At 52.7% G+C, this 16,042-nt stretch carries 12 protein-coding genes; all 12 read right to left on the bottom strand.

Features of this window, described 5'->3' with window-relative positions; genetic code table 11:
- Nucleotides 1-87: 87 nt before the first annotated feature.
- The 12 genes from C1N59_RS08200 to tssH all read right to left on the bottom strand — a co-directional run bounded on the left by C1N59_RS08200 (nt 88) and on the right by tssH (nt 16,022).
- Complete coding sequence (locus C1N59_RS08200; protein WP_110269041.1) at nt 88-390, bottom strand: hypothetical protein; 303 nt, start codon at nt 388-390, stop codon at nt 88-90.
- Nucleotides 391-555: 165 nt separating this feature from the next.
- On the bottom strand, nt 556-831 hold the full coding sequence (locus tag C1N59_RS08195) for a hypothetical protein (RefSeq protein ID WP_226375019.1): 276 nt from the start codon (nt 829-831) through the stop codon (nt 556-558).
- A 182-nt stretch (nt 832-1,013) separates the two neighbouring features.
- Entirely contained in the window at nt 1,014-1,505 is a 492-nt protein-coding gene (locus C1N59_RS08190) for a hypothetical protein (RefSeq protein WP_394550539.1), read from the bottom strand.
- A 1-nt stretch (nt 1,506) separates the two neighbouring features.
- Complete coding sequence (locus tag C1N59_RS08185; protein ID WP_394550538.1) at nt 1,507-1,824, bottom strand: hypothetical protein; 318 nt, start codon at nt 1,822-1,824, stop codon at nt 1,507-1,509.
- Nucleotides 1,825-2,554: 730 nt separating this feature from the next.
- The gene (locus C1N59_RS08180) at nt 2,555-3,040 is read right to left on the bottom strand and encodes a hypothetical protein (protein ID WP_394550537.1); all 486 of its coding nucleotides are present in this window, start codon (nt 3,038-3,040) and stop codon (nt 2,555-2,557) included.
- Nucleotides 3,037-7,425 (bottom strand): RHS repeat-associated core domain-containing protein, encoded by a 4,389-nt coding sequence (locus C1N59_RS08175; RefSeq protein WP_394550536.1) that lies wholly within the window; start codon nt 7,423-7,425, stop codon nt 3,037-3,039. Before C1N59_RS08175 ends, C1N59_RS08180 begins: the two co-directional genes overlap by 4 nt.
- A 3-nt stretch (nt 7,426-7,428) precedes the next feature.
- Nucleotides 7,429-7,869 carry a DcrB-related protein gene (locus C1N59_RS08170; protein ID WP_033742127.1) on the bottom strand — a complete coding sequence of 147 codons (441 nt, stop codon included), beginning with the start codon at nt 7,867-7,869 and terminating at the stop codon, nt 7,429-7,431.
- An 11-nt stretch (nt 7,870-7,880) separates the two neighbouring features.
- Entirely contained in the window at nt 7,881-8,648 is a 768-nt protein-coding gene (locus C1N59_RS08165) for a hypothetical protein (RefSeq protein WP_394550535.1), read from the bottom strand.
- A gap of 175 nt (nt 8,649-8,823) precedes the next feature.
- Entirely contained in the window at nt 8,824-9,342 is a 519-nt protein-coding gene (locus C1N59_RS08160; RefSeq protein WP_226375844.1) for a hypothetical protein, read from the bottom strand.
- Nucleotides 9,317-11,881 carry a type VI secretion system Vgr family protein gene (locus C1N59_RS08155; protein WP_054687604.1) on the bottom strand — a complete coding sequence of 855 codons (2,565 nt, stop codon included), beginning with the start codon at nt 11,879-11,881 and terminating at the stop codon, nt 9,317-9,319. The genes C1N59_RS08160 and C1N59_RS08155 overlap by 26 nt, the downstream gene beginning before the upstream one ends.
- Nucleotides 11,882-11,892: 11 nt before the next feature.
- Nucleotides 11,893-13,383: a serine/threonine protein kinase gene (locus C1N59_RS08150; RefSeq protein ID WP_054687602.1), complete on the bottom strand. Its 1,491-nt coding sequence runs from the start codon at nt 13,381-13,383 to the stop codon at nt 11,893-11,895.
- Between the two features lie 29 nt (nt 13,384-13,412).
- Nucleotides 13,413-16,022, bottom strand: coding sequence for a type VI secretion system ATPase TssH (gene tssH, locus C1N59_RS08145; RefSeq protein WP_394550534.1), 2,610 nt, complete (start codon nt 16,020-16,022; stop codon nt 13,413-13,415).
- Between the last annotated feature and the right edge of the window lie 20 nt (nt 16,023-16,042).

Genomic DNA, 16,042 nt, shown 5'->3' with positions numbered 1-16,042 from the left:
GGACCTCCCCCGCTGCTCACAGACATTTATAGGATCATTTAGTGGGATTTCAAGCGAGGAAAATGAAATTTTTTTGGGCGTGAGTGGCTACATGGTTTTGCCTTTTTCGTTGATATTTTCTGAGCGCCGATCTGAAGTGGTATTTGTACCGGACACGTGTATCAATAGCATCACCATGGCATGCAACTCAGCGGTAATAAACGGCATAATGATGGGCGGTGCAGACGAGGCGGCAGAAGCGATAATACGAATCTTGCGTAATACTGAAGTACCCAGCCGAAACCAGGCACCAGATCGCTTTCCAGAGCTTGAACAGGCGACGTACGCACCTGACAGGTAATTCATTAACCCAATGATTTTGAAACCGATATCCTGCGTAAGTGTAGCCATTTATTCAGCCAGCGACTTTGAGCAAAGCTCAATAGAAAACGGTCAATATAAGCAATGTCCCACAGACGTATGCTAGCCCCGCCACACCGGTTGTTTTGCCTCGGGCAAGCAGGTAACTGGCCGTGAGTACCGCGCCAATAATGACGATTGAGGGAATAAAAAAAATCAACGCATGTACTTGTGGATTGAGCAGAGTAAAGCGCGCAGAAATATCAGCAAATTAAATGCAAAGGCGACCAGCACCAGCTCCAGCACTATTGCAATCGGAAAGGCATTTTGCCAGGGAAGAGACTCAGCAGGCTGTTTAAAATAAAGCTCAAGCTCTGTAGTGGAACAGGCAAGTATGGAGTTTTCCTGTAGTGCGATTACCTCATCTATTTCGAAACCATGTTGCAGTAATTCAGTGATATCACGCCCGACAAGCCATGATAAAAATCTCATTAAAATACCGTCAATGATTGAATTGCCAAAAAACCAACTTTAAAATTAATGATAAAACCCACCACACCGCAAATAGTTATTATATATAGCAGGATAAAAAGATTAGCTAATAGAAAATAACTACAAATGGTATTTATTGAAAAACCATAAATAATCCATATAAAGATACTTCACTATCAACATTAAAATTTTAACTTATTCCATTCACAATAATTACTCCATGACTTTGCATCTTCAAAGCCTGAACGATAGTTACAAGTAATCATACCTGTTCTGTTATGTGGGTCATATACTGCATCAATGTGTCCCCACGCGCCATAGACTGGAAGATTACAACCAGATTGCACTTTAAACCACTCTCTTAATTTTCGTGTAACTTTACCCTCTGGTTTATTTTGCTCTCCCATCAATAGATTATCAGGTGCAAAGCACCAACTTACTACTGTGGCATTCTCATCACCTTTATGAGATAAAAATACGATCAGGTAAATATCACCTTGCCTATTGTTTTTCGTATTAAAAACGGCTCGATAATTTACGGTATCATCACCATTGTCAGGCCATCCCTCCCAAAATAAACCACCCATCGCAAACAAATTTTTCTTAGTCGAAGTAGAGGAAATAATCAATCCATTCTCAAAATCCAAACTTCCGTATTCTTTATTAATTTTCATTTCATATCCCCATACTAAATGTATTTCCAACAGGCTCTAAAACAGCCTTATAATTAGAAAGGGAAAATTGTGTTCCACCACCACTTCCGAATTTTTCTAGATCTTGTGATAATGCCTTGCCAGTTCCAACAATTATTTCGCGTTTTACCCTGTAAGCCTGTATCTGACCACGATAGCCAAATTTTGGATGTGGTAACACCTGTAAACTTTTCCAAAGTGACTCTCTGCTCCCGCCTGCGGCATCCAGAGTTGTTTTGTCGAAATAAAAGCCAGATTGTCCGGGCACACCACCATAGACAATATCACCTTCCTTCAACATAGTATTTGTCCAAGTATCACGCCCTTAATATACGCCTCTCCCCTGCCACTGTCTTGCAAACGCGCCTTGGTTGTGATCATTATGTTTAGTTGGTTTATTAGGCTTACATGTACGCCTCAACCCCCACGGATCCACCCATCCCAGCGCATTCGGCGCATACTGATAAAGTATGAATATCCTACTGCCAGCGGCCCTCGTTCAGTTCGGTTACGCGGTTATGCATGACGTGACAAGTGGCATACCGGTTCTGAATATTATAAGGTAAATGGATAATTACAATTATTTTAGTTTCATGCACTTTTTGAGACTTAAAGGTTTCAGCTATCAATCAGTAATTTTCCGGACGTCAGATTACTTAGGTATTTATGAAGAAGCTGGCTTTTATATTCAACCAGCCCGTGTTTGGTAATTCACTGAGCTTTGTACAGGGTTCTGGTTTTAACTATAAAAATTAATACAGATTTTTTCAGAACTCCATATCGATGTGCATAGCCATGAGAGCCGGAATATTCCAGATCCCATAAAGGAGCAACATGCTTTTTCAAAAACCGGTAATACTCATACGATAAGTTATTAATCTCTTTGTATAGTAGATACTGCCTAAAAAAATTTCAATTATGGGTTTCGAACTAGCGGTACCTTTTAAAAATACCAGCAGTCAGGTTTATATGAACGCAAACTCTTGGTTTTCGTTAACCTTAAATAAATTCACTCGTTATTATGACTTTCATTACTCACCAGCATTCCATGTGATGTATATACCATGGTTGAATGATCTTGTCTCATAGGAAACTGAAATATCTCCCCAAGAGAACTCCCACCTTACTACTTCATTTGAAATGAAATCTGGCTCTCTTAATTCTAGTGATGAACCAAGCCAATTAGACAAATTTTCTACTGATTCATTTAACATTTTAATATTGGTTCGTTTATCCCAATCACTTAAGGAATCGTAATATTCACTTTTCTTATCTATAAGTTGTACCATAAACGGAAAGTTAAAGCATATCGGCCTTATATGCATTTCAAATTCTTTATTAAAAAAAATTATTGACTCGATTAGATAATGATGAGGAATAATTTTTTTTATACTCCCTTTACTATTCATGCTTTTATAGAAATTACTTTCACAAAAAGTGTCTTCATCTGTAACGTCCAGACCTAACTCATCTAAAATTATTGTACCTGTAATTGGATCAACTTTTAATTTTTTCATATATCAATAATTTTCCCTGGGATTAATAAATGTCTCATTTCCTCTGGTATGAAGAACTGAAGCCCCCCACCATCGCCATACATTTTATTCGCTGCAGCTCTACCGTAAGCAACGTCAATGTCTTCGCTTACATAAAATGCTCTTAATTTCGTACGCACAGGCCAGCGTGGATCCAATTTAACTTGCAGTGCTTGATGATAACCTAACGGATCTCCTCTGTACTGATTAACAGTAGGGAACGTCACTACATATGCAGGTTGTTGGTCGCCATTAGGGTAAAGAGCATAGAGAATTGTACCTTTTTTAAGCTTCCTGTTCTTGTAAACGTCAATTCCTGGGTAATCGGGGTTTTTTGGACCTTGCCATTTTGTTGCTTCCTCAGAAGGATTTTTGCAATTCATCAACCCCCACGGATCCACCCATCCCAGTGCATTCGGCGCATACTGATAAAGGTTAATCCCCCCCGCCAGCCCTATCGGATCATGCTGGGTAAACCGGCCACTGTCCGGATCATAATAACGGAACAAATTATAGTGAAGCCCCGTTTCCCGGTCCAGGTACTGGCCCTGCATACGCAGGTTCTGCTCTACCACCGGAATTCGCTGATTCGATTCGCGCAGCAGTTTGCCCCACGGGCTGTTCACACCTTCCCATGTCTTCTGGCCTTCAACGTCGGTTAAAAGTTCTGGCGTGCCATTCGCGGCGCAGTGGAACCAGAATATCTCCGGACTTTCCACGCCATCAATACGGGCCAGTGGCTCATAGCTCTGGCTGTCGCTGTACACATAGGTCAGCGGAATATCGTCGTGGATTTCCTGCAGCAGACGGTAACCTTCCCACACAAACCGCGTTGTGACAGCATGACCAGACGGCTTACCCTGTAACGATTGTTGGCAGGTTTTACTGATGCGTCGGCCCAGCGGATCGTAACGGAAGCTCACTTTGTTGCGTGGCTTATTGCGATCACGCGGCTCGCTGATGACATCCGTCAGACGATGCTCACCATCGTAACGGTAGCGCCAGCGGGTCTGGCCGTCATCCTTCTCAGTGGTGCGGCCATGAATATCGTACTGCCAGCGAATCCCGTTCAGTTCGGTCACGCGGTTATGCATGACGTGGGAAGCGGCATGGCGATCCAGCGGGTTGCCTGCACCGTCCCAGCGCCAGTGTTCATTACCAGGCTGCGCGCCTTCCTGGCACAACAAACGACCTGCGTTATCGTAGTGCCATAATGTCTGGCTGAACGGATTATCGTCGCGCTCTTCACGGATCAGGTTGTTGCCGTAATCGAAATCGCGTCGGCGGGACCAGACGCGCGGTGCAGGTCGCTGGGCTTCCCCCCTGAAAACGTCACGGCGGCGCAGTCTGCCAAGACGATCGTATTCACTGCGCGTGGTCAGACCGCCCTGCGTGCGGCTGAGTTCCCGATGCAATGTGTCACGGGTAAACTCCGTCACCGGCAGGTTGTCGAGTGCGATGCTCAGTAAATGACCGCTACCGTAGTAAAGCTGCTTCAGGTTGCGGCCATCCGGCAGGGTTAGGGCTGTGCAATTACCCAGCGCATCGTACTCCCAGGCCAGTGTGCCCTGCTCCCCCTGTTCACTCACGATGCGGCCCAGCGCATCATAGGTAAACGTAATCTCCTGCTCAGCCTGCTGGCTCCACTCGGTGTCAGACAGTGGCAGATGGTGTGACACTTTATTTAGCTGACCACCACCACGGTAGTGATAGCGCGTCTGACCTTCCGGTGTCGTGCGCGCCAGCAATTGTCCGGCCCGACTCCAGTGATAGCGATGGGTAATCGCCTGAGGATGCCCGGCGGCAAAAGTGCGTGCTAACGTGCGGCCCGCAGCATCATACTCATAACGCGTGGCCACGCCGTCCAGTCCAGTCTGGGCCAGCAGCAGTGAATCTGCGCCCCATTCGAACTGATACTGCTCGCCGTTCTCGTTTTGCAGCGCCGTTAACCGGCTACGGCTGTCCCAGCTGCGTTGAACCGTCTCACCCTGGGCATTGCGGTTCGCGATTAAGCGCCCGACGTTGTCATAGCGGAATTCACTGCGTTTGCCATCCGCTGACTCATGGGCCAGCGGCAGGCCGTTGTCACTCCAGCGCAACCGCTCTTCCCAGCCCTCTGCCCGCTCCAGCAAAACAGGACGGCCTGCTGCATCATAGTGATAACGGGTTTCTTCACCATCCGGCGCCGTCACACAACTGAGCCAGCCCAGCGGATGATAGCGGTAGCGCGTCGTCAGCCCTGAGCAGTCTGTTTCACGGATGACCTGGCCTGCATCGTTGAACTCCCGACGATAGCTGTTGCCTGCCGCATCGATTTCTTCGATAACCAGCCCAAACTCATCCCGCTTATAAACGGTACTTTGCCCGAGCGCATCGACCACACGCTCAAGGCCATGATGGGGATCGTAATAGTATTTCGTTGTGGAGCCGTCTGCGCCTGCAACGACCGTTGGCAGAGAACGGTGGGACAGCCATTGCACTGCCTGCACACCGCCGTCCGCATCTTTCTCTTCAACACGGTTACCAAGATCGTCATAGGTGAAGCTCACCGCATTGCCCAGCGGATCGATGCGGCGCGTCATGAGTTCGTTTTCATTCCACTCATAACGCCACTTCTCGCCCCGTTCATCAATGAAACAGGTGATAAGGCCCGCAGCATTCCAGTGGTGTTCGCGCTGTTGACCGTCATAGGTCGACACCCGCGTAATGCCTGCTTCCAGATCGTAGTGCATATGGCAGCCATCACCGGTATTGGTGCGGTTCTCGACCACACGCCAGTGATCCAGTTTCTGCCAGCGATATTCACTTTCCAGTCCGCCCGGCAGCTGATGCCAGATCATTAACCCATCGTCGTTATAACGGAAACGGCGCGAGGTAATGCCAGCCGCATCGGTGACGCTGGCAAGCTGGCCCTGTTCTGTATAGTCCCAGTGCGCTAGCGGCCAGTGCTGTTCACCATCAAAGTGACTGGCGGAGGTCGGGCGCTGGGGGTGCTGGTTGTCGCCGTAATGCAGTGTGACGTCGATGGCCAACGGTGCATCATGAATACGCACAAGACGCGCCTGCTCATCCCAGCCCATCTCCAGCGCGTTACCGTATTCGTCGCTCAGCGAAGCCAGACGCAGTACCTGAGGATTCGCCGCTGTAGGTTTATAGAGCCGCCAAACCGCACCATCATCATCGGCAATAGCGATATCGCCCATTTCATTACGGCGCACCATCAGTCCTTCACTGATGCTGTAAAGCACCTCTTTATCCCCCGGCACCGCAAAGCGCAGCTCGCGCCCGTTGTCATCAAACCAGGTTGCCTGTGCGCCATCCAGCACTAAATAGCTGTCGAACACCGTTGCCCAGCCCAGACCAAATAATCCGCTGCGCTGCGTCAGGCTGTTGTAACTACGTTGGAAACTGAGCGGAAAACGGCCAGGAAGGGAGAAATCACGTTCGGCATCATCATTGAGGACTTTGACGCCAGTCGAGGCATGAACCGGGAACAGCGACGAAAAGGCCGCATTAATCGCCATATCGGCCATCATCCCCCCGGCCGCACCGGCGAGTGCACAGGGCATGTTTTTCAGAATCTGACTAGGTCGACCGCGGATCAGGGACAGGCCGATCATCGCTAAAGCCAGCCCTGGTACTTTACCGCTTTTGATCTCTCTTACCGTCACGGTTTCACCGCCAATGATGACATTGGGTGAAACGTCGTCACTTACCGTGGCTTCACAGGTGGTTTTGTCTTTGGCGCGAACGGCTGGCTGCCCGTTAATAAAAACCTGCTTAGAACCCTGTGCCAGATATTGCGGCGCGCCGTGTTTTTCGCAGACAACTTTGTCCTGCTCCAACGGAGACGTTCCGGCATCGGCAGACGCAACCGTAGGCTGCCACATCGCACTGCCAAACTGGCTGGCTGCAGCGAGCAACATGCCGCCGTAATCGGCAAAGCTTTTGGGTGACTGCGGTTCCGGCGGTGGAGTTTCTCCGGATACGAGCATGCCCGCCGCACGTGCCGCGAGAAGACCGTTCACCAGAACATTTTCTGATCCGCTGGCAATCACACCAGCGGGCGAAGGAGGGAACAGCATGTTTCCCAGCCCATCGGCTACTTTAGTGATGTCCTCTGAGAGGCCAACGGCATTGGCCAGTACGCCGCCCAGAATACCACTGAGCAGGCAGCTGGAACCAATAGCGGCCACACCGGCCGCGGCCATCCCTGCACCTAACAGGGGCGCGGCGGCGGTTGCCGCCGCGCCCACCGCCGCACCGATCACGGCGTAGGCTGCGCCCTCAGCGACAATACTGGTGATATCAGCAAAAATGCTGGAGTGAATGATCTCATCGCCCACGCGGGCCGCATGGTTATCCATAGCTTATGCTTTCCGTGGATTGTTCAGACTCAGACTGTGTTTAAAACTCTTCCAGCGCTCTCCATCTTCTTCATTGAAAGGACGCATCGCGGAAAGGGTAAAAATCATGAAAATGTTGCTGTCAGGAACCTGAGTAGCCAACTGCCGCTGCCACACAGCTTGTCCATTGCGCTCGAAGGCGGTTTCAACTTCCAGCGCCTGTAGCGCGCTATCAATCCCAGCCATAACCCGTACAAACGCTGTTTGCTGAATAGCGCCCATCTGACTGCGTAATGTATCCCATTGACGCTGGAACTCCGTCTCCGCATCGCTACCTTCAGGAATGACACCACGACTCACAACGAATGCCAGCCCACTGGCCTCATCCCGCAAAATATTCATGGTGGTGTCCTGCCACGCAGCAGGAAACAGCGCAAATGCGCCTTCATTGAACTGATAATTCATAGGGTGTCCGTTTATTGATTGGGTGTGGCTGACGTATTCAGGCTTCGATATGTGCCATCGGCATCATCGGCGTTAGTGAGTATTTGAGTGTTATCACGCGCCACTTTAATGTCGAAAAGACGAGGAGAGATATCCGGATCGCCGCCACAACTGACGTCATGGTTGTCTTCGCGAACCGTAATGATAAAGAAACTTTTATCACTGCTGTCGTCAACATCATACCTGAGACATTGATCGTTGAGTGTTGTCAGGTGATAAGTGTGAATGGCTTCCGTTGCCGCGCTGACAGCCTGGTCTGCGCTGATGTCATGCTGCCTGGCACTCATAGTGGTATTCAACATGATATGGCTGACCTTTTGCTGGTCAATTTCGAACATCAACTGTTTCTCACCCAGCTTGTAGATAAGCCAGTGTTGATTATCGCTGTCACTTTCTTTGCCTGGGCCATAGGCTTGCCGAACCTGTTCCACGCTATCGCCCACCACAATATTGCGAGCCGTCGGCACGCTGGCAGCGTCCACAAGAATCTCCGCCAGAATGGTATGGCTGGCGTTTCCCACCGCCGTTGCGCTGAACAACGCAAAGCCGTCATAGCTGTGTTGGAAATAGTTGTATCGCTGTTCATCGATGACCACTTCTCCGGCCACAACCGAGCTCAAGGCTTTGCCCGCACGGACGAAGCTCTGATTGTTCCATGCGTCACCAGGGGTGAAAGCGTAGTCGTTGAGCAGGACAGAGAAATCGTCGTTGCTCAGTGGAGGTACTGCTTCTGTCGACACCGTATTTGCCAGACTTAAAACAGGCGTGAAAAAAAACGCCAGTGTCAAAAATAACCTGATTAACGTCATATATTTTCTGATGAGAGAGGAACATTCAAAGCCAGATAATCGCACAAAGAGGTGACAATTGCTGCTGAGCTTTGTACCAGACCATCATTGTCAGTAAGCCGTTCCTTTACTCTTCAGAAGTAATAATCACTCTGCTCAGGCAGTCTGGATTTTTAGCCGTAAATGAAAAGGTGATGACCTGGCCGTTGGCATCGGGAGGTGATGTGTAGCTGGTTAGCTCATTCTCAGACTGACCACGCGGGTAATCCGTTAAACGGATAGTCCGATAATGGTTTTTGATCTCATTCAGCGTAATGCACTTCCCTTGCGGCGAAAAACTCAGAAAAGGTGCCATTCCGTCAGGGCTTTTACTCAGTCGCAACTCAATATCGTTAATCAGTAACGCATCGTTAAGCCTGATCCCGTCAGCCCGGTAAAAATTGATATATTCATTCTGACTTTTTAATTTAAACGCCAGTGGGGCATTGTGAATAGCCTGTACAGATAAACTCTTCACACTGGAACGCATTTGCGTGACAAAACTCCATATATCATTTGCTTGCATCTTTGCTTCCACTAATCCGCTTATAAAAAAACCTGCCAGTAACATGACTGATAGCTTACTTTGCCGGGTAATTTTTATCATACCAACCCCCATAATAATCCTCGTATAGCTCCTTCGTCGTGGAGGTCCTCTCACCTTTTCCGAATATACGCCCGATCTTCATCCTCGCGTCACTCTCAGTGATGTCACCTTTTTGCAGGGAGTCGAAGATAGCATTGTAATCTTTCTGATTCGCTGTATTGCCTGCTATGCCGATGTCCTCACCGTGATTAGCAATGATCTCACGCTGTACACGAATATTATTTAGTGTGGCTGCGCCCTCATCACTGAGTGTGCTGTTCAGGTAATTATCCTTAGAACTCAGATCAATATTGGGTTTATAAAGTGCATGTCCACTTTCATGTGACAGCGACTGTACGACTTTAGCAGCATCATTCATGTTGCTTTTATCGACAGTGATGATACGACCTTGACGATCCGCAAACGTCCCTTTCCCCGCCTCACCCTCTTTGAAAACCCATCCACGCTTTTTCAGGGTGGTGATGTCCTGTTTCATGGTAGGTGACTTCTCAACCAAACTGTCTACATCTTTGCCATAACCACTGAAAGAGGGCGTTTGCACGTTAGCGGGGGCAACGGCATTATTTGAAGCGTCGGCAGGTGCGCTTGCTAAAGCACCTGCCTTACCCGGCTTTCCCGGCGTAAATTTCTCCTGAACAGCCGCGATGATATCGCCTTTGTGTCCCGACCCCGGCGCAGAGGTGCCCGGTTGCGCGCCTTCGGTGTTCAGATTCAGTTTTCCACCTGTGGTGATATTGCCGTCCTTCTCGACGAAGAAATTAAAATCTTTTCCGATAAGATTGATAGTGCCATTTGCATTCAGTTCGATGGCACTTTCGCCCGAGACAAGGCGTAGCTGGGTCCCCGACGCCAGAACATATTGCTCGACTACAGCATCAACTTTACCTTTACCGGTCAAAATCTCAGTGTCGCCTTTAACAGCCTGTACCTGATTGACTTCAACACGATGTAACTCACTTTTAGCGACATAGTGACTTCGTTCCCCACCAACAGTATGCGTTTCATCATTTTTGATGTTGGTGTCCATATTCTTCTGCGCCTGAAGCCATACCTGCTCCTCACCCGCCTTATCCTCAAAGCGCAATGCGTTAGCGGTATCCGCCGTGCCGTCTTTCGATCGGCTCAGAAAGCCCATCTGTGTGGCGGCAGCGGGCAGTGCCCACGGCGGCATACTGGCCTCATTGTAAACCCGGCCGATAATCAATGGACGGTCGGGATCGCCGTTGATGAAATCCACCACCACTTCATCGTTGACGCGCGGGATCTGCACCCCGCCAAACCCCTGGCCTGCCCAGGCGCTTGACACCCGCACCCAGCATGAACTCGTGTCGTCACCCTTCGCCAGACGGTCCCAGTGAAACTTCACCTTCACCCGGCCGTATTTGTCCGTCCAGATGCTCTCACCCTTCGGCCCCACCACCCTGGCCGTCTGCGGGCCGTGCGTCTTCGGCCACCGTGTTTCCGGGCGCGCACGGAAGGTCACCGCGGCAGGCAGCACCGTGAAGTCGATGTTGTGGCGCGTGGCACCCACGTCGCCGCTGGCGTAGCTGTTCTCTTCAAAGTCATAGTACGCCGACGTCACCAGGTATTTGCCGTTGTCGCTGAAGTGCGGCGCGTTCAGCAGCGCAAAGGTGTAGCCCGGCGCGATACCCGTCGCCGTTCCGCTTCCACTCACCTCGTGGTGCTCTGCCTGCCACACCTCCTGGCGGACGCGCGCGTAGTATTCGCCGTGACCGTGCTCGACAAAGTGGCCAGGCCAGTCGTACACGTCCACTGAACCCGGCGTCGGCGACACCGGATTCTGGCGCGCCTGCAGCATCCATGCGTTTGGCTTGCGGAAGTCGTAGTCGTCGGTGCTGTAGATGCCCGGCGTCACGCTCTCCGCCAGCGCCCACTGGCTCACGCCCTCTTCCGTCACGCTGCCGCCCGACGGCGTCACGTGGTACGCGATTGTCTCGTAGCCCGGGAACGGCTGATGCTGGTCCGGCGCGTCGCACAGCACCAGCGTGTGCTTGTCCGCCTCGTGGCGGAAGAAGTAGTAAATGCCCTCCAGCTCCATCAGCCGGCTGATGAAGTCAAAGCTGCTCTCCTGATACTGCACGCAGTATTCCCACACCCGGTAGCTGCCCGCCAGGCGCGTCTCCACGTTTACCGCATACTCCTTCAGCAGCGTCTGCACAATCTGCGGCACCGTCTGGCTCTGGAAGATGCGCAGGTTGCGGTCGCGCTTCATCGGCCACAGGTCCGGCTCCACCGTCAGCCCGTAGACCGCATAGCGCACACCGCCCAGCTCCTCGCTGCGTACCCCAATCCGGGTGATTTTGCCGTTGATATAGCGCGGGTTCAGCGCGCTCATCAGACCGTCCGTCGGCAGCGTGAAGGTGACCGGTTTACCCAGCAGCGACTGGCGGTCAATGCGCGCGTCCGTGGAAAGCAGCTCCGCTTCCAGCACGAACGATTCAGACAGCGCCTCGCGGCCGCTCAGACGACGGAACAGCAGTCCCTGCGCGGGAAGTTGTACAGTAATACGTGAAAACATAGACATACCTGTTAAATATGAGGATCAAGTAACCAGACGCCTTCCTGATTAATCGTCAACGTCTGTTCGCGTTCGCCGCTTTGACCTGTCACTGAAAACGTGTAATTGCCTGGTGCCAGTTGCAGTGCGGCAAAACCATTGGCTGCCGGTACAACCGCCTGCGGCTGGCCGTTCACCTCAACGCGCTCGCCGGGCTGTAATTTGATATACACCTGCGCGACGGGCGCAGGTGGCGGTGCCACCGGTTCCTGCGCTTTTTCCGGTTGGGCCTGGGCAGTCTGCGTTTGTGCTGGCGCCGTCTGGGTTTGAGCCGATGTAACAGAGGGCTCCGTCGGTGCCTGCGATGCGGAGGAAGCTGCCGGGGCCGTTTCCGTCTGCGCAACGTCAGCCTGTTCAGCGTCCTGTTTGTCGCCGCCCGCCATCAGTAAACCTGCACACACGCCCACCAGCACGCCCGCCGCGACCATGCCCGGTAACGCAAAGCGGTTACGCATCAGTTTCTTCAGCGGTGTGGCCGGTGCAGCGGCCTCGTCGTTTTCTTCTACCGGCACCAGCATCGTGCCCGGCCCGGTGTTTTTCACTTCCGGCAGCGGTTCGGGCGCTTTTTCTGGCAGCACCAGGGAGGCCGCAAAGGCGTCAATGCTTTGCGGACGATCTTCCGGTTTCAGGGCCAGCGCGCGATCGACTGCCGCCAGCAAGGTCTGGCTGTAGCCGGCCGGCGCACGCTGAACCAGCGGTTGATAATTATCTTCAATACTGCGTACCACGCTCACCGGCGGCGGTGCGCCAGTGATTAGTGTGTGCAGTACGGCACCCAGCGCATAGATATCGGTCCACGCGCCCTGTTCACTTTCATCGTTGTCGCTGTATTGCTCAATCGGCGCATAACCCGGACGCAGCATGGTTTCGCTTTCATCCGAAAGGTTACCGATGGTTTTGCGCGCGGAGCCGAAATCCAGTAGCACCGGATCGCCGTTACTCTGAATCTGGATGTTATCCAGCGAGATATCCCGATGCAGATAACCCGCATCATGGATGGTCTTAATCGCACCCAGCAGGGGCGGCAGCAGGCGACGAATCCAGTTCTCATCGATCAGCTGCGGATTGCGCTCACGCAGGGCTGACAGTGTGGTCCCGCTGTAAAACACCGTGCCCATGTAGGCGGTGTCGTTTTGCACCCAAAAGCGCAGTACATGCAGTAGATTAGGATGGTTAAAACGCGCCAGCAGACGGGCTTCCTGAATAAAACTGTTCAGGCCGGCATGGAACGTCTTACTGAACCGTTCACTGCGCAGTACCAGATTCAGATCGTCGCTGCGCACAGCCAGTGAGGACGGCATAAACTCCTTGATGGCGATATCGCGTTCCAGCTGGTGATCCCACGCGCGATAGACGATGCCAAAGCCACCGCCGCCGATGACTTCCTTGATTTCAAACTCATTGAACCGGTAACCAATCGGTAGCGCATTGGGTACAGTCTGGTGATTATCGTGTTCCGACATATTCGAACGCTCTCTGATAACGAACGGCTTTAGACAGCAAACTGGCAAACAAACTCGCCCTGCTCACAGCTGACCTGCACACGACGATAACGTTCGTCACGGGCATGGGCGCTGAGCAGTATCTGGCTCATTTGCGGCAACAGGGTATTGGTCAGGATGGCGTCGACCATGCGACCGCCAGACTCCACTTCCGTACAACGCTGCACGATCTGGCTGACCACCGAATCGTCAATAACGGCCTCAATACCGTGATTCTCTTCCAGCCGACGGACAATGCGTCCCAGCTGAAGTTTAACAATCTCCGCCAGCATCTCATCACTCAGCGGATAATACGGTACCACCAGCAGACGGCCCAACAGCGCAGGCGGGAAAACCTCCAGCAACGGTTTACGTAACGCGGTGCTGAGAGCCTCTGGCTCCGGCATCAGTTCCGGATCGGCGCACAGAGCGCTGATCAGTTCCGTACCGACGTTAGAGGTCAGAATGATAATGGTATTGCGGAAATCGATGTGACGGCCTTCCCCGTCTTCCATCCAGCCCTTATCAAACACCTGGAAGAACAACTCATGCACGTCAGGATGGGCTTTTTCAATCTCATCCAGCAGTACCACGCTGTAAGGGCGACGGCGGACGGCTTCCGTCAGTACGCCCCCTTCCCCGTAACCGACGTAGCCCGGAGGCGCACCTTTCAGGGTTGATACGGTGTGCGCTTCCTGGAACTCGCTCATGTTGATGGTGATTATGTTTTGTTCACCACCGTAAAGCGACTCAGCCAGCGCCAGCGCGGTTTCGGTTTTGCCCACGCCCGACGGGCCGCAGAGCATAAACACACCGACCGGTTTGTTGGGATTATCCAGACGGGCGCGCGAGGTGCGGACGCGTTTGGCAATCAGATCCAGACCGTGGCGCTGACCAATCACGCGCTGGTTCAGCGTATCGGCCAGATTCAGCACAGCGTCGATTTCGTTCTTCACCATGCGGCCCAGTGGGATACCGGTCCAGTCAGATACCACCGCTGCGACCACACTGGCATCCACGGCGGCAAACAGCAGGGGCGCTTCACCCTGGACCGCCTGCAGCTTCTGCCGGGTGTGATCCAGCGCCTCACGCAGCGAGGCTTCTCCTTCCGTCACGCAGCGGGCACGGAGTGCAATCAACTCTTCGACCAGTTCGCGCTCCTGCTGCCAGCGGGCGTCCAGCGCATCACGCTCGGCCTCCAGTGCGCTGCGTTGCGCAGCAATGGCGGACTGACGGGTTTCATCGCCCAGCCCGACCTTCGCTTCGCGTTCCGCAATGTCTGCTTCAATGTCCAGCGCCGCCAGGCGGTGCAGACAATCTTCCAGCGCAGGCGGCTGAGCGCCCTGGCTGACGGCCACGCGGGCGCAGGCGGTATCCAGTAACGCCACGGCTTTATCCGGCAACTGACGGGCAGGAATGTAGCGGTGAGACAGCTTTACGGCGGCGCTGACGGCTTCATCCAGGAGCAGTACCTGGTGATGTTTCTCCAGAGCACTGACGGTGCTGCGCAGCATCAGGATCGCTTTCGCTTCATCCGGCTCCTGCACCTGCACGGTCTGGAAACGGCGGGTTAACGCGGGATCTTTCTCAATGTATTTTTTGTATTCGGCCCAGGTGGTTGCGCCAATTGTGCGCAGCTGGCCACGGGCCAGGGCGGGTTTTAACAGGTTGGCGGCATCGCCTGTGCCCTGTTGTCCACCCGCGCCTACCAGTGTATGAATTTCATCAATAAACAGCACAATCGGCGTGGGACTGGATTGCACCTCGTTGATCAACGCCTGTAAGCGCGCTTCAAATTCACCTTTCATGCCCGCACCAGCCTGTAGCATACCGATATCCAGCAGCCACAGTTGTACGTCGCGCAGCGGTGCAGGTACGTCACCGGCCGCGATGCGCAGCGCCAGCCCTTCTACCACCGCCGTTTTTCCCACGCCGGCTTCACCGGTGAGTAACGGGTTGTTCTGGCGGCGGCGCATCAGAATATCCACCATCTGGCGGATCTCTTCATCACGGCCGGCGACCGGATCGATTTTTCCGTCCCGTGCGCGGGCCGTCAGATCCTGTGCATACTGCACCAGCGTACTGGTGCCCGCTGCCGCTGGCGCGGCGGCCTCACCGACAGGCGGCACAACGGCCTGCTGAACCTCCTTGCTGTTCGCCAGCAAGGTATCAAACTGCGCCAGTAACGCATCGGCATTGATGCGCGAAAACTGCGGCGAGATGCCTTTCAGCACGCTGGCCAGATTAAAGGTTTTCAACATCCCGATGAGAAGATGCCCGCCGCGAATGCGGTTCGCGCCATATTTTAGCGACGCATAAACCCAGGCGCGTTCAACGGCGCTGTCGATGTGTTCTGCGAGATCGGAGACCGCACTGGCGCCGCGCGGCAGGCGGTCCAGGGCAGCGACGATATCCCGCGTCAGCGCGTTTTCATCCAGTGAAAAGTGCTTAATCACCTGCTGAAGATCGCCATCCTGCTGCTGCATGAGCTGATGCAGCCAGTGCACCAGCTCCACGTAGGGGTTGCCACGCAGTTTGCAGAAGGCGGTCGCACTCTCAAGCGAGGTAAATAACAGCGTATCCAGTTTGCCAAATAGTACGGCACGGCTGATTTCTGACATATCGGTTCTCTTTAATGAAA

Source organism: Pantoea sp. SGAir0183, assembly GCF_043545505.1.
This window is presented reverse-complemented; position numbering and strand designations above follow the sequence as displayed.